This is a genomic window from uncultured Sulfitobacter sp., from assembly GCF_947502895.1.
In the GTDB taxonomy this organism is placed as follows: domain Bacteria; phylum Pseudomonadota; class Alphaproteobacteria; order Rhodobacterales; family Rhodobacteraceae; genus Sulfitobacter.
Genome location: NZ_CANNBM010000003.1, coordinates 325,277 through 341,488, shown reverse-complemented (window position 1 = coordinate 341,488; position 16,212 = coordinate 325,277). Strand labels below are relative to the sequence as shown.

Below are 16,212 nucleotides of genomic sequence, written 5' to 3'. Positions count from 1 at the left end.
CTGTGCAATACGCGCGGCCGCATGGCCCGGCCCGTGCGGGCCACATGCGCATATGACCGAGCCACCCCGCAAATCGTTTTTGGCCGAACAGGCAACATTGGCCCTGACAAGCTGTAAAGACGGCTGGCAAGTGTTGCGCCACAAAGGGCCGAGCAAGGTTACATTCTGGTTTATCGCTCTTTTGATCGGTATCGCCGCAGGTTTTGCGGCGTTATTTTTCCGAAAAGGGATCAATTGGTTGCAGCAAACGCTCTATGGTACTGATGATGTTCAATATTTGCACAGTTTTATCACTGGGCTGGATTGGTACTGGATTGTACTGATCCCGACTGTTGGTGGTCTGGTGACGGGCATCATCTTGCATTACTTCACTCCGGACGCGCGCGCGCGCTCGGTCGCGGATGTGATCGTTGGATCGGCCCTGCATGATGGTCGGGTCGAGACGCGGGCAGGGCTTGCCTCGGCTGTGGCATCGATGGTCACGCTGGGCACAGGTGGATCCTCGGGGCGAGAGGGGCCAGTTGTGCACCTTGCTGCTGTGATCTCGACTTGGGTGAACAGGCGCATCAACGCAGACGGGATCACGGGCCGTGATCTGCTGGGCTGTGCAGTGGCTGCGGCAGTTTCGGCCAGCTTTAATGCGCCGATCGCGGGTGCGCTTTTCGCACTCGAAGTGGTACTGAGGCACTTTGCGGTTCATGCATTTGCGCCCATCGTGATTGCCAGCGCGGCGGGAACAGTGATCAACCGCATCGAATTCGGGGGTGTGACCGAATTCAAACTACCCACCCTGAACGAGCTTCAGTTCTATGTAGAGTTACCGGCATTTTTGCTTCTGGGTCTTACCTGCGGTGTGGTGGCAGTTGTTTTGATGCGGGCTGTGTTCTGGGCCGAGGATATTGGCAACCATTTGCAGTCCTTTCTGAAATTACCGCGCTATTTTCGCCCGATGGTCGCGGGCGCGCTGCTGGGTATCATAGCCCTTTGGTTTCCACATATTATTGGCGTGGGTTACGAGACGACCTCGCTGGCCTTAACCGGGGAATTGGCGCTGCACGAGGCCACGGTCTTTGCGGTGCTAAAGGTCCTTGCCGTTGCAATAACGCTGGGTGGCCGTATGGGCGGTGGCGTGTTCTCGCCCTCGCTGATGATCGGTGCGCTTGTGGGGCTCTCCTTCGGTCTGATTGCGACGGGCATTTTTCCCGAGGTTTCGGGGTCCACCTCACTCTATGCGCTTGCAGGGATGGGCGCAGTGGCAGCGGCTGTGCTCGGCGCGCCCATCTCGACGACATTGATTGTGTTTGAGCTGACGGGCGACTGGCAGACAGGTTTGGCCGTTATGGTGGCGGTCAGCATGTCAACGGCACTGGCTTCGCGTCTGGTCGACCGCAGCTTCTTTCTGACCCAGATTGAGCGGCGGGGCATTCACCTTGCCGCTGGGCCGCAGGCTTACCTTCTGGCGATGTTCACCGCCGCCAAAACCATGCGCACAGCAGATCATCCGCGCGCGGCAGATGATGAGAGATGTTGGGAAATGATTGGCGAAGGTCTCTACATTGATGGTGCAGCCACGCTTGAAACGGCGATCCCGATTTTCGAGAAAACGGGCGTGCAATTCCTGCCTGTTGTAACACTATCTGCAGATGCGGCCCCGCCCGAACTGTTGGGTGCGTTGTTCCATGTGGATGCTCTGCGTGCATACAACCGCGCATTGGCGGCCACCGCAGCAGAAGAGCACTCCTGAGCGGCTGACGCCAGCCTCGGGTTCGCTGCCCTTAGATTTTTTCGATTGTGACTTCTTCGACGCTGTGGAAGGCAAGGTGGTCTTTCAGCTGTGCAGCGGCATCATTCGGCGCCTCAAATGACCATACGACATTGTCGAGCGTTCTGCTTTTGGTCACCACACTGAAATACCGCGCATCGCCCTTGATAGGGCAGTGCGAAGTCTTGTCGCTGGGGTCAAGAAAGGCCATCGCGATGTCTTCGCGGGGGAAATAGACAACAGGCGCATTGTCGCCTTCGACCAGCTCCAGCGCATTGCTGCTTTCGCCCAAGACGGCGCCACCGGCACGGACGGTCCATGTATCCGCCGATGTATGGATTTTGATATTACCTATCATGGTGCGCTCCCCTTGAATGTCTTGCTCTGGTTGAGATCAAATTAGTGCAGTGGCGGCCAATAGCCACTCTTTCGCCGCGTCCGATACACGCGGGCCAATCTTTGCCGCAACCTCTGCGTGGTAGGTATTCAACCATGCACGCGCGTCAGGGTCCAGCATTTCGGGCACAATCAAGCGGCGGTCGATAGGCGCATAGGCCAGCGTACGCCATTCCAGCATGTCGCGGTGGGCATCACCGCCGTTCAGCGCGGGAGCGTCTTGCACGACCAGAAGGTTCTCCAGCCGGATGCCAAAAGCCCCTTCACGGTAATAACCTGGCTCATTGCTCAGGATCATGCCTGTTTCCAGCGGTACATGGCTGATGCGGCTCAACCGTTGGGGGCCTTCGTGGACGCTGAGATAGGCACCAACGCCATGACCCAACCCGTGGTCAAAGTCCTGTCCTGCCAGCCAGAGGGGCATACGCCCGATCGCTTCGATATGCGCACCGGCAAGACCGCGTGGCCAGCGCAGGCGGCTCATCGCGATCATGCCTGCTAAAACGCGGGTAAAGGCGGCGCAGGCTTCCGACGGGGGCGTGCCAATGGCAATTGTACGGGTGATATCAGTCGTGCCGTCCAGATACTGCCCGCCACTGTCGAGCACGATCAGGTGCCCGTCTTCCAGCGTCGTGTCTGTTTCCTCGGTCACGCGGTAGTGCATGATCGCCCCGTTGGGACCAGTGCCTGCGATTGTCTCAAAGCTTATATCCTGCAAGCCGTTGTCACGGCGGCGGAACTGCTCCAGTTGGCTGACCACTTGCGTTTCGGAAATGCTGCCAGGTGCTTGTGCATCCAACCAGCAAAGCATCTCGACCATAGCGGCGCCATCGCGCAGATGTGCTTGTGCAGCGCCTTCGATCTCTGCACCATTCTTGCACGCTTTGGGCAGCGCGCACGGCTCTGCGCCATGTGTTGCCCGCTCTCCCAGAGTGTCGGCAACAATTTGCGGCGCGGTCGATGCGTCGATGCGCACAGGCCCTTCCAATGCGCTCAGGGCTGACAAAAACGCCTCCTGAGGCTGCAGACGGACATCAGCGCCCAGATGCTCCTCCAACCCCTTGAACTTTTGCGGGGCGGCAAACAGATCAACCGAACCGTCGCTGTGCAATATGCCAAAACCCTGCAACACGGGGTTACGCTCTACATCGGCACCACGAATGTTGAGCAGCCAGCACAGGCTATCGGGCAGGGTGATAACCGCTGCACGCTCGCCTGCGTCGATCAGCGTCTGGGACAGGCGTGCGCGCTTGTCCTGATGACTTTCGCCCGCAAATTCTATGGGGTGAATTTTTGCAGGAGCCATGGGAGGAGCGGGCTGATCGTCCCAGATCGCATCGACTAGGTTGCTTGACTGGACCAGTTCGATCCCGCTGCCCGCCAGAGCGGCTGTGGTCTGGTTGATCTGGTCAACCGTATGTAGCCACGGGTCAAACCCGACCCGCCCGCCATCTGGCATCTGAGTGCGCAGCCATTGGGCCATAGAGATTTCGGGCCACGGAACAGGGGTAAATACATCAGCGACCTGCGCCTTAACCTGCGTACGGTAACGCCCGTCGATGAACACGCCCGCGATAGATGTCAGGACGACACAGAAACCCGCCGATCCGGTAAACCCGCTTAGCCACGCGAGCCGCGCATCACGCGCTGCAACGTATTCGCCTTGATGGGCATCTGCGCGCGGCACAATAAATCCGTCCAGCTTCGCCTGTGCAATCCCCGCCCGCAGCTGTTCCAGCCGCGGAGGGCCTTGCTCGGGTCGGGCCGTGACCTCAAATGACTGATACACCACGTCCCTCCTTCTTTATTTTTCTTTTAAACTCAATCCCGAACTCTCAGCTTGCGCGCTTCATTCCCAGAACACGCGCTCGCTTGCGCGGGTCACTGTCAAAGAGCGACGCAAGTTGTTCGGTCATCGCACCAGCGAGTTGCTCTACATCCGTAATCGTCACTGCGCGGTCGTAATAGCGGGTGACGTCATGGCCGATCCCGATCGCCAACAGCTCGACTGCCTTCTTCTTTTCAACCATCGCGATCACGTCGCGCAAATGCTTCTCCAGAAAGTTTGCGGGGTTCACCGACAAGGTGCTGTCGTCTACAGGGGCACCATCCGAGATCACCATGAGGATTTTGCGCGATTCCGAGCGGGCGGTCATGCGGCGGTGTGCCCATTCCAGCGCCTCGCCGTCGATGTTTTCTTTCAACAGGCCCTCTTTCATCATCAGCCCCAGATTGGGGCGGGCACGACGCCATGGGGCATCGGCGGATTTATAGATGATGTGTCGCAGATCGTTCAAACGGCCCGGACCGGTAGGGCGGCCATCGTTCAGCCATGCTTCACGCGCTTGGCCGCCTTTCCACGCGCGCGTGGTAAAGCCCAAGATTTCAACCTTCACATTGCAGCGCTCCAGCGTGCGGGCCAGTACATCGGCACAAATCGCAGCGATGGAAATCGGACGCCCGCGCATCGAACCCGAGTTGTCCAGCAACAGTGTCACAACAGTATCGCGGAACTCGGTATCCTTTTCGACCTTGAAGCTCAGCGGTGTCGTCGGGCTCGCCACAATCCGTGCCAGACGGCCGGCGTCCAGTGTGCCTTCCTCCAGATCGAACTCCCAGCTTCGGTTCTGTTGGGCTTGCAAGCGGCGTTGCAGTTTGTTGGCCAAGCGGCTTACCGCTCCTTTGAGTGGTTCAAGCTGCTGGTCCAGATAGGCACGCAGACGCTCAAGCTCAACAGGCTCGGCCAGCTCCTCGGCGCCTACGACCTCATCATGGTCCGCAAGATAAACGGTATAGTTCGGGTCCGCGTCCGAAACGGGTTGCGGGGCAGGCGGCTCCATCGGGGCTTCGCCTTCGGGCATTTCCGCCTCGTCGCCCATTTCCTGATCGGCCATCTCGTCCATCGAGACTTGCGCCTGTGAGGCATCCTGCTGCTCTTCCTGAGACTGCTCGGGAGAGGCGTCTGCGTCTTCCTCTTCCTGATCGTCGCTGCCTGTGCTGTCAGGATCATCCTGCTCTTCGCTGCCGTCTTCGGCCTCGTCTTCCTGATCTTCGTCCAGCCCGTCAGGATCATCGCCCAGCTGATCGGCATATCCCAGATCTGTGATGATCTGGCGGGCAAACTTGGCAAATGATGCCTGATCATCCAGCGCGTTTTCCAGATCATCCAGCGTGCCGCCGCACTGATCCTCGATATAGCCGCGCCACAGTTCCATTACGTTTTCCGCACCCGCTGGCATCTCCCGCCCAGTTGCCAGATGGCGGACGAGGTAGCCTGCTGCCACTGCCAGCGGTACATCCGATGCGGACTTCGCCTGATCATAGCCTTTGCGCAAGGCTTCGTGTTTGATCTTGGCGTCGATATTGCCTGCCGTGCCGGGCATGTCGCGGGCACCAACGGCCTCGCAGCGGGCCGTTTCCATTGCCTCGTAGAGATCGCGGGCCATCTCGCCTGTGGGTTGATAGCGCGCGTGCGTCTGACCGTTGTGATAGCGGCGGTTCAACGCCAGCGCATCAGCCGTGCCGCGTGCGAGCATCACCTCGTCGCGGGTCATGCGCCGGGTGACTTGCGGCAAACGCATGGCATCGCCCGACAGACCAGACGGATCGACCGAATAGCTAATCGTCAGATCGGGATCGTTCGCCATCACCTTTGAGGCTTCTGCTAGCGCCTTTTTGAACGCGTCTGCTGGATTGTCTGATGTGCTCATGGGGGGCCCTCGCGGCATAATTGTTGCATCACATTTCGCAGGTTTTGTAGGCAGGGTCAAAGGCCGGAGGAAAACAATCCGGAATGAATGCTGTCATGGGCAGTGTGCTTAGGCGCAAACAAGCGGTAGCTTCATCATGTGCTGCGGTGCAGAATAAGTTTCGGATTATTGAGTTGAATAAAAACAATAGCTTAAGCCAATGCGCCAGCCATTCGCCGAAAAAGATGGAACAGAAATGCGGTTGTCTTGTTGTGTATGCAGAGAGGGAAACGAAGCAGCAGTTGCTGAAGAGTTTTCCAAAAATTCCTAAAGGAGAGTAACATGACCGACCTTAAAATGAACACAGCCCGCGCAGTACTGATCGCAATGATTGCAGCAGCACCAATGTCCTTGGCCGCCCAGCCCGTAAGCGGTTCGCCCGAACAGTCTGTGCAAGAGCATCCTCGTGAAACAGCCGAGCCACGCGCGACGTTCAGTTCTTCCAATACCGAGCCGCTGTACGATTCCTTTGACAAAGCGGATGTCGTCGAGAGCCAGAAAGGCTCGCTGCATTCAGGCGATGCACGTAGCAAAGAATAAGCTGCTTTGATTACCAAAAAAGCCCCGGTTTTTACCGGGGCTTTTTATTTTGTACGGCCGCTTCATAGTCCGTTGGCTTTAGCCAAGACTGATACTTGCTGCGCTTTCTGGCAGCTCTTCATCAAACAGCCGCTGGTAGAACTCTGCTACCGTCTGGCGCTCAAGCTCATCACATTTGTTGAGGAAGCTAAGGCGGAAGGCATAGCCCACATTTTTGAAAATCTCGGCGTTTTGCGCCCATGCGATAACAGTACGCGGGGACATTACGGTAGAAAGATCACCGTTCATAAAGGCAGTGCGGGTCAGATCGGCCACTGTAACCATCTGTTTTACCGTCTTGCGCCCTTCGGCTGTGTTGAAATGCGGGTTCTTGGCCAGAACAATCGCGCTTTCTGCATCAATGCTGAGGTAGTTCAGCGTCGAGACAAGTGACCAGCGGTCCATCTGGCCTTGGTTGATCTGCTGGGTCCCGTGATACAGACCAGTTGTGTCGCCCAAGCCGACTGTGTTGGCTGTCGCAAAAATGCGGAAGTAAGGGTGCGGGGTGATCACTTTGTTCTGGTCCAGCAGTGTCAGCTTGCCGTCCACTTCCAGTACGCGCTGGATTACAAACATGACGTCTGCGCGGCCCGCGTCGTATTCATCGAATACAATTGCAGTCGGAGTGCGCAGCGCCCAAGGCAAAATACCCTCTTGAAAATCAGTAACTTGCTTGCCGTCGACCAGCTTGATTGCGTCTTTCCCGATCAGGTCGATCCGGCTGATGTGACTGTCGAGGTTTACGCGCACGGTGGGCCAGTTCAGGCGGCTTGCCACCTGTTCGATGTGCGTTGACTTGCCCGTACCGTGATAGCCCTGAACCATGACGCGGCGATTGTGCGAAAAGCCTGCGAGGATCGCAAGCGTGGTATCGGCGTCAAACTTATAAGTGCTGTCGAGTTCGGGGACACGGTCTGTGCGGTTCTCGAACCCTTTCACAGTCATGTCTGAATCGATGCCAAACACCTCACGGACAGAGATATCCTTTGTCGGGGTTGCGTTAAGGTCCAGTCCGCCGTCAGCCATGTGAAATCATCCTAAATCTATCTCTGCCCTTACGGGCGCATCTATCGCTCGGATGCAACATATAGCGGGGATGATCAAGGGGAAGGCCTAAAATGTGGCATCACATAAGGCCAGTTCAACAATCACCTGCTTTGTGCATTTCTCCATGTCGGCCCATGAAGGCCGCAGGGCATTTCTAATCCTTGAAATTCCGGCTGGATTTCAACTGGTCCCATGCCCAAACAACCTGCTGCAACTGCTCTTCCTGCGAGCGATCCCCGCCGTTCATGTCAGGATGAAGAACTTTGATCAAGCCTTTGTAAATCTTCCGGATTTCCGGCTTGGTCATATTGTCTTTCGCGTCCAGAATTTCTAGCGAGCGGCGCTCTGTTGGGGGCAGGCGGCGTCCTGCTTGGGGGCCTTTGCCTGGGTTCTGTGTTGCGTTGGCGCCCAGCACCTGATGCGGGTCCTCGATGCCCAGACGTGCCCATGCGCGGGCTTCGGGATCATTCATGGGTTTAGTGGGGCGGTCCCAGACTTTGTCCTCGGACAGCTTTGCATTCATCTCGGCTTCGGTGGTGCCGTGGAAGAAATTCCACTTGGTATTATACTCGCGCACGTGCGCCTGACAGAACCAGAAATAGTCGTCCAGCACATCGGGAGCCTTGGGCGCGCGGTACTTGCCCGCCTCTTCACACCCATCGTGATCGCACACGCGGGTCGACGTCTCAGAGGCACCGGACATGCCCCTGCGACCACGCGGATTTTTCTTCTTGGCGGAAGAGACAGACATATCAAAACCAAAGGGATCGTTTTTTTGCATGGGAACACCTTTCCGAGTCGAGGCGATCACTCTAAACGTGTGGCAGCGAGAGGGAAGGGGTGTGGCGAAAAAAAACGCCCCTGTTGGAGGGTTTATGGCTGTCAAAGACGAAATAGAGCAGGCGCTGAAGGCGGCGTTTGATGTAGAGATGCTGCGCGTGGAAGACGTGAGCGAAGCCCACCGCGGCCATGCAGGCTTTCGCGAAGGGGGCGAGACGCATTTTGATGTGGCGATCACTGCGCCCGATTTCGCGGGGCTGAGCCGTGTGGCAAAACACCGCGCCGTGCATAGCGCGTTGGGAGCCGAGCTTATCGGGCGAATCCACGCTCTGTCGCTGGATATAGCGCCTTAGGTCTTGGGGGGCTCTTCGGCAGTTTCTGCGTCGGGATCATCCTGATCGGGCGTTTCTGCGTCATGCTTGGCCGTCAGGTTACGGGCGCGGGCGAGGATACTTAGCGAAGCGCCGACAGAAGCATTTACCTGCGTGTCTTCAACGCCATTGTCAGCCAGTGGAGCGTTTGATGTATCATCAGTTTCATACGGCATTTCAATAGGTTGATCGTCGCTCTCTATCTGCTCGGCAGGGGCGGGCAGCAGCTCTGGCTGGAATTCGGAAGCGTCGCCTGCACGGGGGCGGCGAAAGACCAGAACATTGCGCCATTCGGTCGTGGAGCCTGCAATTCCCGAGCGTTCGAGCGAGGGCAAAGTCTCGGCGCGCTGGTACTCCCAACCATATCCGGCCATGCCGTTCATCAGCTCTTGCAAAGCATATGAAAACCGCGCCTCGGCACCGCGCACGCCTTTTCCCTTGATCCCTTTGGAGGGGGCGGGAACGACCTTGTATTCATAGCGGGGCATGGGCGGGCTCATCTGCTGGTTTGGGGTGTTCTAGCGTGCAGGACACTGAAAGGGAACAGGCGGAGTGCTGCGGATTTTATCGGGGGTGCTATGGGTACACCCTTTGTACACCCCCTGTGCACCGTGCGGTGTATCGGGGGCGGTTGCGCAGATGCGGACCAGGCGCAGGTTACTTTCGCACGATGCCAATCTTGCGGCCGGCACGTTCGGGCATTGGCAGATCTTTTTGCGTTTCTTTCATCGCTGCCAGTTTGCCCAGAATAGCCTCGGGCATGGGGGCCACTTTTGGTGTCTCGCCTGATTGGTCCACATGCAGTGTCAGCGCCTCGCCCGTCGCCGCACACCAGCCGTCCTCATGCCACAGCTCTTGAAAAATGTGAAATCGCTTGGCGTCAAAATCAATCAGATGGAAGGTGGAGGTGACGCGGTCGCCCTCGTGCAACTCGCGCAGGTAGCATATGTGGAATTCGGCCACATAGGTCGTACAGCCTGTGGCATCGCGGTAATCGGGACCAAACCCCAAAAGCGGATAGGCCTGATCGGCGCATTGATCCATCAGCACCGAATAATAGGCCATATTCAGGTGGCCGTTATAATCGATCCATTCAGGCAGAACTGTGAGGGTGGAGGAGCGGAAAATATTTGTCATCTCATTGGTCTATCATGTGATTTGAGGTTGGGCGAGATTGTATTCGCGCATCTGGCGCGCTGATTTCATTGAAAGGGCAGCACGGCTACCGTTCTGAAAAGACATGGCGATTGTCGGCAATTTCCTTGCGGAGCAGGTTTCTGGTTTTGTCGTCGATATCGGCCCCGTTGATGACGCGCATGGCGCGCACCATGCCTGACGACCAGCTTTTGTTGACGCTTTGCGGGATGGTGAACTGCGCCAACGCATCCGGGTCTATGCCACAATCCTGCACGATCTGCTGGGCTGGAAACAGCGGGGCCGATTCCATTGAATGGATGCGGATATCTTTGTCGGGGTGTGCTGATTGCAGGCCCGCCATATGTGCCGCGATGTCAAAATTGGCGGGCAGCGCATCTGTAAATATCTGGAGAGTATCGGTGTAACGGGTTTGTTTGACGGCCTGATTGTAAAGGCTTTTGACCCATTTTGAGGTGTCGCGTACAACAATGTGAAAGACGCATCTATGGGGTGCTAACACCTGCGCCAGCGCGTCCAGCGCATGGGGGAGTGCGGGAAACATGCCTGCATGTGCTGCAAATTGGCCCGGATGGGGGCCAGACAGGCCTTCGTCGGTGATCAGGACCGGCGTGTCGCTGCTGAGTGTGGCGAGGGGTTCTTCCAGTGCGGTTTCCAGATGTTGGCCCAAAACTGCCAGATCAATTCCTGTAAGGTAGTTCTGGCGGATGTAGCCATGCGCACGCATCAGCCCCTTGCGCTGTGGCCCGAAGGACATGCGGTTTATGACACGGACATGGGGCGATAGCCTGCTGTGGTTTAGCTCCAACGCTTTTTGAAAGGTGGTCGAGCCTGTTTTGGGCAGGCCGATGTGCACATGGAATGTTGCCATATCCGTCTCCTGACTGGTGCAACGCAGCTGTCGCAATCGGGTCGCACAATCAGGTTTGGTGGTCTGTTTGGGCGGGTTCACGGTAGACCAATTCGGACGGTGGATACAATCGGGCCTGCGGCGGCGCGTGGCATCAGCGCCACAGCCGCCGACGCGATGCTAGAACATTTTTTCTGCCGAGACTGCGGCGGCCTTTTCATGGGTTTCCCACTGCTCCAGCAGTGCGGCACCTTGGCCTGTGAATGTCGTGTCATGATCCCTGCAGCTGTTCATGCGGTCCAGCCTGAAATGCCGCAGCGCGTCGCGGAAGGTACACCACGCGGCCAGCATTGTATTATCGGCATAATAGATCACGGCGAGGGGCCAGATGATGCGGGTGCTGGTTTGCCCCGTGCCGTCTGTATACGTGATTTGCAAGGCGCGCTCGGCCTTGATGGCATCGCGGACAAGCGGTGTTGTGGGGTCGGGCGGCGTCCCCCAGTTGGAGACGACCAGTTGCTTGGTGCCGGGTGCGATGGCGCGCAACTTGCGTGCGGCGCGGCGGGCAGCCTGCAAAAGCGCGGGATCGCCTGTGCGCGCGATCATGGCGAGGCCAAGGGCGACTGCGTCCGCCTCGTCGGTATCAAGGTTGAGCGGCGGCAAATCGTAGCCTGCCCGCATGACATAGCCCACGCCAGCCTCGCCCAGAATGGGAATCTGGCGCGCTTGCAGGCTGGCAATGTCGCGGTAGATGGTGCGGGCAGAGACTTCGAGTGTTTCGGCGATCTGGGCCGCACGCAGGGGGGATTTTGCGTGGCGCAACATCTGGATGATCTCGAAGTAGCGGTTCGATTTTGACACGAGTTTCTATCCCTGCTGACATGCTGCTGTCAGTAGGGATGCGCTAGGTGAGGGCTCGTGTCAAATGAGGAGAGCATGAGATGACAGAGCTGGAGACGATTAACAGGGCCTTGGATACCTGCCGGTTCGAGACGGCATGGGCAGTGCGTGTCGAGTTGGCGGACCGCGATGATGCACGTGTGCGCGAAGCGGTGACAGCTGCGGTGGGCCTGCGGTATGGTGATTATCAGGGTGTGGCCTTTGAAGGCGCTACGGGCATGCAGTTTTTCCAGCCGCTAGAAGGGTCGGTGATGGGAGAGCAGCCCCACTATGACGGCGAGATGTGGGATTTCACGCGCACCGTTGAGATGCCTGTGCGGGTGCTGACTTTTTCAGTGCCGCGTGATGCGGCGCTGCTGGCCCGCGCGGTTGAGGCTGTGCGCCACAGCCACTCCTACGAGGAGCCTGTGATTACGGTGTCAGAGGTAATGGTCTGTCGTGCCGATGACAGCAATCAGCGTGATAACCCGAACCGATGGTGGAACCGCGGGTTCACTGAATAGGATTTAATGGCAGTCACAGCTGGATGTGAATGTGATCGTCATGGCGCGCTGCACGGCATCCTTGAAATCTGATCTTGTTTATCTGCGGCGCAAAGCGCTGCTTTAGATGTGGCTCGATAAAGAGTTTGCCGACCCGCGGATCGGCAGCAAGAAGGCGCAGGGAGGTCTCCATGCGTTGTGGGTCAAGCGCGAGGTCGGGCCAGAGCGGTTGCAGCCACGCCATATCCCAACGCAGCGTGAGCCTGTTGTCAGGGCAGGTGGTGGGGCCGTCCTGAAACGCGAAATAGCCAAGTGGCGCGCGTGTGGTCCGGTCAAGATAGCCTGCCTCATTGCGGTAATAAAAGGCGATGTCGGCCTTGCGGCCATCATGGTGTGACAGATGGGGGAGCAGGGGATACCCGTTGACGAAGGGAAAGTTCGCATCGAGGACAAGGGTCGTTGTGCCGTCAAACCGGCGGTTCATCTGCGACGCGTAATCGGTGAGAACCTCGGCCAGTTCCGGCGTGACATAGTGGCGGTTGAGCGCGCAATAGAGCGGTGATTGCATTTGAAGCGCCCCGCCCGCGAGGCACGGCAAAGGCACGCGACCTGTAAGGGGGGCGACCCACACCGCGCCCAGTGACAGGGCGAGGTAGGCCGCGCAAAACGCCAAAAAACGACGGCGAAACAACAGGGCTGCCAGCCATGCCAGCCCGCCCAGCTGCGTGATGAGCGTGAGCAGGATGATTGCCGTAAAGTGGCCTGCGATGCGGATCATGGGCAAGCGGAGAACGCGTCACGGCAGGGCAAGGATGCTGCTGCCGTGACGGGTGTCATCACTCGGCCAGTTTTTGCGCAACCAGCTGGTTCACGGCCTTGGGGTTGGCCTTGCCGCCTGTCGCTTTCATCACCTGACCGACAAACCAGCCAGCGAGTTTGGGATTCTCGCGGGCTTTGGCAACTTGGTCGGGGTTGGCGGCGATGATCTCGTCCACCGCAGCCTCGATTGCGCCTGTGTCGGTGACCTGTTTGAGGCCCTCGGTCTCGACGATCTCGGCGGGGTCGCGGCCTGTGGTGTAGGTGATCTCGAATACATCTTTGGCGATCTTGCCGCTGATGGCGTCCGATGCGATCAAATCGACGATGCCGCCCAGTTGTGCAGGCGTGACGGGCGAGGCAGAGATGTCTTTTTCGTCTTTCTTGAGACGGCCGAACAGCTCGTTAATCACCCAGTTGGCGGTCATTTTGCCGTCGCGCCCTTGGGCTGTTTCCTCAAAGTAGCTGGAGCTGTCCAGATCGGCGGTCAGCACGGATGCGTCATAGTCGGACAGGCCGAAATCATTGATGAAGCGTGCCTTTTTGGCGTCGGGCAGCTCGGGCAGGGTGGCCTGAATTTCGTCCACCCATGCTTGCTCAATCACCAGCGGCAGCAGGTCGGGATCGGGGAAGTAGCGGTAGTCATGCGCCTCTTCCTTGGAGCGCATGGAGCGTGTTTCCTGTTTGTCGGGGTCGAACAGGCGTGTTTCCTGCGTGACTTCACCGCCCCCTTCAACGATGGCGATCTGGCGCTTTGCCTCTACCTCGATCGCCTGCTGGATAAAGCGCATGGAGTTCATGTTCTTGATCTCGCAGCGGGTGCCGAGGTGGGAGAAGTCGCCTGTGGCTGCGTATTTCTCATACTGGCCGGGCGCGCAGATGGAGACGTTTACATCGGCGCGCATCGCACCCGACTGCATGTCGCCGTTGCACGTGCCCAGATAGCGCAGGATCTGGCGCAGTTTGCCGAGGTAGGCTGCCGCTTCTTCGGGACCACGAATGTCGGGACGGCTGACAATCTCCATCAGGGCGACGCCTGTGCGGTTCAGGTCAACAAAAGACATATTAGGGTCCATGTCGTGGATGGATTTACCTGCGTCCTGCTCGAGGTGGATACGCTCGACACCGACCAGACGTGCCGTGCCATCGCCCATTTCCACCAGCACTTCGCCTTCACCTACGATGGGGTGGTAAAGCTGGCTGATCTGGTAGCCCTGCGGCAGGTCGGGGTAGAAATAGTTTTTGCGGTCAAAAGCGGACCACAGGTTGATCTGCGCCTTGAGGCCAAGGCCCGTGCGCACAGCCTGTTCAACGCAGAATTCGTTGATAGTGGGCAGCATGCCGGGCATGGCCGCGTCCACAAATGCCACGTTGCTGTTCGGCTCCGCGCCGAATTTGGTGGAGGCGGCGGAGAAAAGCTTGGCGTTGGAGGAGACCTGCGCGTGGACCTCCATACCGATCACCAGTTCCCAGTCTTGCTTGGCCCCCGCAATCGTGCGGACTTTTGGAGTGTCATAGGTGAGGTCGAGCATGGGAACGCCTTTCGCTGGATGTTGGACAGGGTTTAGCGGGGCGGGTGGCGCGGTTCAAGAGGTGGTGTTGTCGTGCGATTTTGGGAGCGTGTCTGCAGAGCGTTCGATTGGTTTGTAGAATTCGGGTATTGACTTCGTTCGATCTCGAACGATATATAGTTCGATATCGAACGAAATGGAGGTATATCATGAAACGCAGACAGTTTTTGGGACTTATCGGGGGCGGAACGATTGTCGCTGCGGCGGGGGCGATCGGCATGGTTGCCACGCGCAGCACGCGCACGGCGCTTTTGCCGTGGGAAGCGGCTGGCGCGCAATATACGGACCTGCGCAAGCGTGCGCTGTCATGGGCGATCCTTGCACCTAACCCGCATAACCGTCAGCCGTGGCTGGTTGATCTGTCTGTCGCGGATCAGGCCACGCTGTATGTGGATACGGAAAAGATGTTGCCGCACACTGACCCGTTCAACCGCCAGATCACTATCGGGCTGGGTTGTTTCATCGAGATGGCGCGGCTTGCGGCGGCACAGGACGGCATTGCCATGACGGCAGAGCTGTTCCCCGAAGGATCGGACGCGGCGGCGCTGGACAATCGTCCTGTGGCAATCATGCGGTTTGAGGGAAAGGCCGAGGCGGACCCGCTATTTGTACAAGTGTTGACGCGCCGTTCGGTCAAGGAGCCATATGATACAGAAAGAACAGTACCGTCCGATGCCTTGCAAGCGGTGCTTGCCGCTGCTCGGCAGACCCGCGTTGACGGAAATATCGACCCTGACCACATCGTTGATATGCGGGCGTTGACCCGCGAGGCGCTGCGCATCGAGATCGAGACACCGCGCACCTATATAGAGAGTGTTGATCTGTTCCGTGTTGGCGCCAAAGAGGTAGACGCAAGCCCTGATGGCATTGATTTCACCGGCCCTATTTTTGAGTTGCTCAATGCAGCAGGGCAGATGAGCCGCGAAGCGCTGCTGGACACGTCCTCGGCTGCGTTTCGCGAGGGGCTGAAGGCGGTTTATGCCAATACGGACACGGCCATGGGGCATTTGTGGCAGGTGACGCGCGGCAATACCCGCGAGGATCAGATCGCCGCGGGGGCGGATTGGCTGCGCATCCATCTGGCGGCCACGGCGCAGGGGCTTGCGATGCAACCGCTGAGCCAAGCCTTGCAGGAATATCCCGAAATGGCAGAGATTTATGCCGATGTGCATGATCGGTTCGCGGCGGGCGGAGGAACGGTTCAAATGCTGGCGAGAATAGGTTATGCAGCTCCTGTCGCCCCAAGCCCGCGCTGGCCACTGGAGGCGAAACTTATCTGAGGTTCCAATTGGAAGATCGCCGCCCGCCCATTTTTCGCGTCTTTAACGAGATCGGTATTATCAGCCAGCTGTCGAACGCTGCGCTGGCGCGGCGGCTTCCGGATGGATTGCACCCCTCGCAGTTTGCCCTGTTGAGCAATCTGACGCGGTTGGGGGATGGCAAAACCCCCGCTGATCTGGCCCGAGCGTTTCAGGTGCCTAAAGCATCCATGACCAATACGCTGATGCAGTTGGAAAAGCGGGGTTTCATTACGGTGAATACCCATCCTGATGATATGCGTAAAAAGCAGGTTTTTGTGACGGAGGCGGGCCGCGCCGTGTTTTTGGAGGTCGTCTCCAAATCGGCGGGGCCGCTGATGGAGCTGACCAGTGATATTGAGGGACTGGAAGAGATTTTGCCCGTGCTGGAGGCTTTGCGCAAAAAACTGGACGAGAACCGCAACCTCTAGGGCGGGGTTGCCCGCGCGGCGCAAA

The 16,212-nt window shown here is 58.1% G+C and carries 18 protein-coding genes; 7 read left to right on the top strand and 11 right to left on the bottom strand.

The features are described 5' to 3' along the window. Positions 1-52: 52 nt before the first annotated feature. A complete protein-coding gene (locus tag Q0903_RS14705; protein ID WP_299416684.1) occupies positions 53-1,744 on the top strand; it encodes a chloride channel protein in 1,692 nt (563 codons plus the stop codon). Between the two features lie 31 nt (positions 1,745-1,775). On the opposite strand, the gene Q0903_RS14700 is transcribed toward Q0903_RS14705, so the two are convergent. Genes Q0903_RS14700 through cobT form a run of 3 tightly spaced genes read right to left on the bottom strand, consistent with a single transcriptional unit; the run spans position 1,776 to position 5,868 of the window. Then, positions 1,776-2,120 (bottom strand): DUF427 domain-containing protein, encoded by a 345-nt coding sequence (locus tag Q0903_RS14700; RefSeq protein ID WP_299023867.1) that lies wholly within the window; start codon positions 2,118-2,120, stop codon positions 1,776-1,778. A gap of 36 nt (positions 2,121-2,156) precedes the next feature. After that, the gene (locus Q0903_RS14695; protein ID WP_299416681.1) at positions 2,157-3,947 is read right to left on the bottom strand and encodes an aminopeptidase P family protein; all 1,791 of its coding nucleotides are present in this window, start codon (positions 3,945-3,947) and stop codon (positions 2,157-2,159) included. Positions 3,948-3,993: 46 nt separating this feature from the next. Then, entirely contained in the window at positions 3,994-5,868 is a 1,875-nt protein-coding gene (gene cobT / locus Q0903_RS14690) for a cobaltochelatase subunit CobT (RefSeq protein ID WP_299023865.1), read from the bottom strand. A gap of 83 nt (positions 5,869-5,951) precedes the next feature. On the opposite strand from cobT, the gene Q0903_RS14685 reads away from it, so the two are divergent. Both Q0903_RS14685 and Q0903_RS14680 read left to right on the top strand, forming a co-directional pair. Continuing rightward, positions 5,952-6,188, top strand: a complete 237-nt coding sequence (locus Q0903_RS14685) for a hypothetical protein (protein ID WP_299416679.1) — start codon at positions 5,952-5,954, stop codon at positions 6,186-6,188. Between the two features lies 1 nt (position 6,189). Beyond that, positions 6,190-6,447 carry a hypothetical protein gene (locus Q0903_RS14680; RefSeq protein ID WP_299023864.1) on the top strand — a complete coding sequence of 86 codons (258 nt, stop codon included), beginning with the start codon at positions 6,190-6,192 and terminating at the stop codon, positions 6,445-6,447. Between the two features lie 78 nt (positions 6,448-6,525). Here the strand turns inward: Q0903_RS14680 and cobS are convergent, their stop codons facing one another. Both cobS and Q0903_RS14670 read right to left on the bottom strand, forming a co-directional pair. After that, positions 6,526-7,512 carry a cobaltochelatase subunit CobS gene (gene cobS, locus Q0903_RS14675; RefSeq protein ID WP_299023863.1) on the bottom strand — a complete coding sequence of 329 codons (987 nt, stop codon included), beginning with the start codon at positions 7,510-7,512 and terminating at the stop codon, positions 6,526-6,528. Positions 7,513-7,687: 175 nt separating this feature from the next. Next, a complete protein-coding gene (locus Q0903_RS14670) occupies positions 7,688-8,314 on the bottom strand; it encodes a J domain-containing protein (protein ID WP_299023862.1) in 627 nt (208 codons plus the stop codon). A 94-nt stretch (positions 8,315-8,408) separates the two neighbouring features. On the opposite strand from Q0903_RS14670, the gene Q0903_RS14665 reads away from it, so the two are divergent. Next, the gene (locus Q0903_RS14665; RefSeq protein ID WP_299023861.1) at positions 8,409-8,666 is read left to right on the top strand and encodes a BolA family protein; all 258 of its coding nucleotides are present in this window, start codon (positions 8,409-8,411) and stop codon (positions 8,664-8,666) included. Here the strand turns inward: Q0903_RS14665 and Q0903_RS14660 are convergent. From Q0903_RS14660 to Q0903_RS14645, 4 genes are all read right to left on the bottom strand, one after another. Continuing rightward, positions 8,663-9,172: a hypothetical protein gene (locus Q0903_RS14660; RefSeq protein WP_299416676.1), complete on the bottom strand. Its 510-nt coding sequence runs from the start codon at positions 9,170-9,172 to the stop codon at positions 8,663-8,665. The two genes, Q0903_RS14665 and Q0903_RS14660, sit on opposite strands and share 4 nt — an antisense overlap. A gap of 169 nt (positions 9,173-9,341) precedes the next feature. Then, positions 9,342-9,821: a thioesterase family protein gene (locus Q0903_RS14655; RefSeq protein ID WP_299023859.1), complete on the bottom strand. Its 480-nt coding sequence runs from the start codon at positions 9,819-9,821 to the stop codon at positions 9,342-9,344. An 85-nt stretch (positions 9,822-9,906) separates the two neighbouring features. Further along, entirely contained in the window at positions 9,907-10,710 is an 804-nt protein-coding gene (locus Q0903_RS14650; protein ID WP_299416674.1) for a hypothetical protein, read from the bottom strand. A gap of 159 nt (positions 10,711-10,869) precedes the next feature. Further along, positions 10,870-11,550: a YafY family protein gene (locus Q0903_RS14645; RefSeq protein ID WP_299416672.1), complete on the bottom strand. Its 681-nt coding sequence runs from the start codon at positions 11,548-11,550 to the stop codon at positions 10,870-10,872. Positions 11,551-11,630: 80 nt separating this feature from the next. Here Q0903_RS14645 and Q0903_RS14640 point away from each other — a divergent pair, with 80 nt between their 5' ends. Continuing rightward, positions 11,631-12,092 (top strand): hypothetical protein, encoded by a 462-nt coding sequence (locus Q0903_RS14640; protein ID WP_299416670.1) that lies wholly within the window; start codon positions 11,631-11,633, stop codon positions 12,090-12,092. Positions 12,093-12,105: 13 nt separating this feature from the next. Here Q0903_RS14640 and Q0903_RS14635 read toward each other — a convergent pair whose 3' ends face one another. Both Q0903_RS14635 and gatB read right to left on the bottom strand, forming a co-directional pair. Continuing rightward, positions 12,106-12,849 carry a hypothetical protein gene (locus Q0903_RS14635; RefSeq protein ID WP_299416668.1) on the bottom strand — a complete coding sequence of 248 codons (744 nt, stop codon included), beginning with the start codon at positions 12,847-12,849 and terminating at the stop codon, positions 12,106-12,108. A 58-nt stretch (positions 12,850-12,907) separates the two neighbouring features. Continuing rightward, complete coding sequence (gene gatB, locus Q0903_RS14630; protein WP_299416666.1) at positions 12,908-14,419, bottom strand: Asp-tRNA(Asn)/Glu-tRNA(Gln) amidotransferase subunit GatB; 1,512 nt, start codon at positions 14,417-14,419, stop codon at positions 12,908-12,910. A gap of 188 nt (positions 14,420-14,607) precedes the next feature. Here gatB and Q0903_RS14625 point away from each other — a divergent pair, with 188 nt between their 5' ends. Continuing rightward, complete coding sequence (locus Q0903_RS14625) at positions 14,608-15,738, top strand: twin-arginine translocation pathway signal protein (protein ID WP_299416664.1); 1,131 nt, start codon at positions 14,608-14,610, stop codon at positions 15,736-15,738. Between the two features lie 8 nt (positions 15,739-15,746). Continuing rightward, the gene (locus Q0903_RS14620; RefSeq protein ID WP_299416662.1) at positions 15,747-16,187 is read left to right on the top strand and encodes a MarR family transcriptional regulator; all 441 of its coding nucleotides are present in this window, start codon (positions 15,747-15,749) and stop codon (positions 16,185-16,187) included. Positions 16,188-16,212 lie beyond the last annotated feature (25 nt).

Bases quoted from the DNA above. Each gene is read 5' to 3' on its own strand.
- Q0903_RS14705 (WP_299416684.1), top strand. From the start codon at position 53: ATGACCGAGCCACCCCGCAAATCGTTTTTGGCCGAACAGGCAACATTG.
- Q0903_RS14700 (WP_299023867.1), bottom strand. From the start codon at position 2,120: ATGATAGGTAATATCAAAATCCATACATCGGCGGATACATGGACCGTC.
- cobT (WP_299023865.1), bottom strand. From the start codon at position 5,868: ATGAGCACATCAGACAATCCAGCAGACGCGTTCAAAAAGGCGCTAGCA.
- Q0903_RS14685 (WP_299416679.1), top strand. From the start codon at position 5,952: ATGAATGCTGTCATGGGCAGTGTGCTTAGGCGCAAACAAGCGGTAGCT.
- Q0903_RS14680 (WP_299023864.1), top strand. From the start codon at position 6,190: ATGACCGACCTTAAAATGAACACAGCCCGCGCAGTACTGATCGCAATG.
- cobS (WP_299023863.1), bottom strand. From the start codon at position 7,512: ATGGCTGACGGCGGACTGGACCTTAACGCAACCCCGACAAAGGATATC.
- Q0903_RS14670 (WP_299023862.1), bottom strand. From the start codon at position 8,314: ATGCAAAAAAACGATCCCTTTGGTTTTGATATGTCTGTCTCTTCCGCC.
- Q0903_RS14665 (WP_299023861.1), top strand. From the start codon at position 8,409: ATGGCTGTCAAAGACGAAATAGAGCAGGCGCTGAAGGCGGCGTTTGAT.
- Q0903_RS14660 (WP_299416676.1), bottom strand. From the start codon at position 9,172: ATGCCCCGCTATGAATACAAGGTCGTTCCCGCCCCCTCCAAAGGGATC.
- Q0903_RS14655 (WP_299023859.1), bottom strand. From the start codon at position 9,821: ATGACAAATATTTTCCGCTCCTCCACCCTCACAGTTCTGCCTGAATGG.
- Q0903_RS14650 (WP_299416674.1), bottom strand. From the start codon at position 10,710: ATGGCAACATTCCATGTGCACATCGGCCTGCCCAAAACAGGCTCGACC.
- Q0903_RS14640 (WP_299416670.1), top strand. From the start codon at position 11,631: ATGACAGAGCTGGAGACGATTAACAGGGCCTTGGATACCTGCCGGTTC.
- Q0903_RS14635 (WP_299416668.1), bottom strand. From the start codon at position 12,849: ATGATCCGCATCGCAGGCCACTTTACGGCAATCATCCTGCTCACGCTC.
- gatB (WP_299416666.1), bottom strand. From the start codon at position 14,419: ATGCTCGACCTCACCTATGACACTCCAAAAGTCCGCACGATTGCGGGG.
- Q0903_RS14625 (WP_299416664.1), top strand. From the start codon at position 14,608: ATGAAACGCAGACAGTTTTTGGGACTTATCGGGGGCGGAACGATTGTC.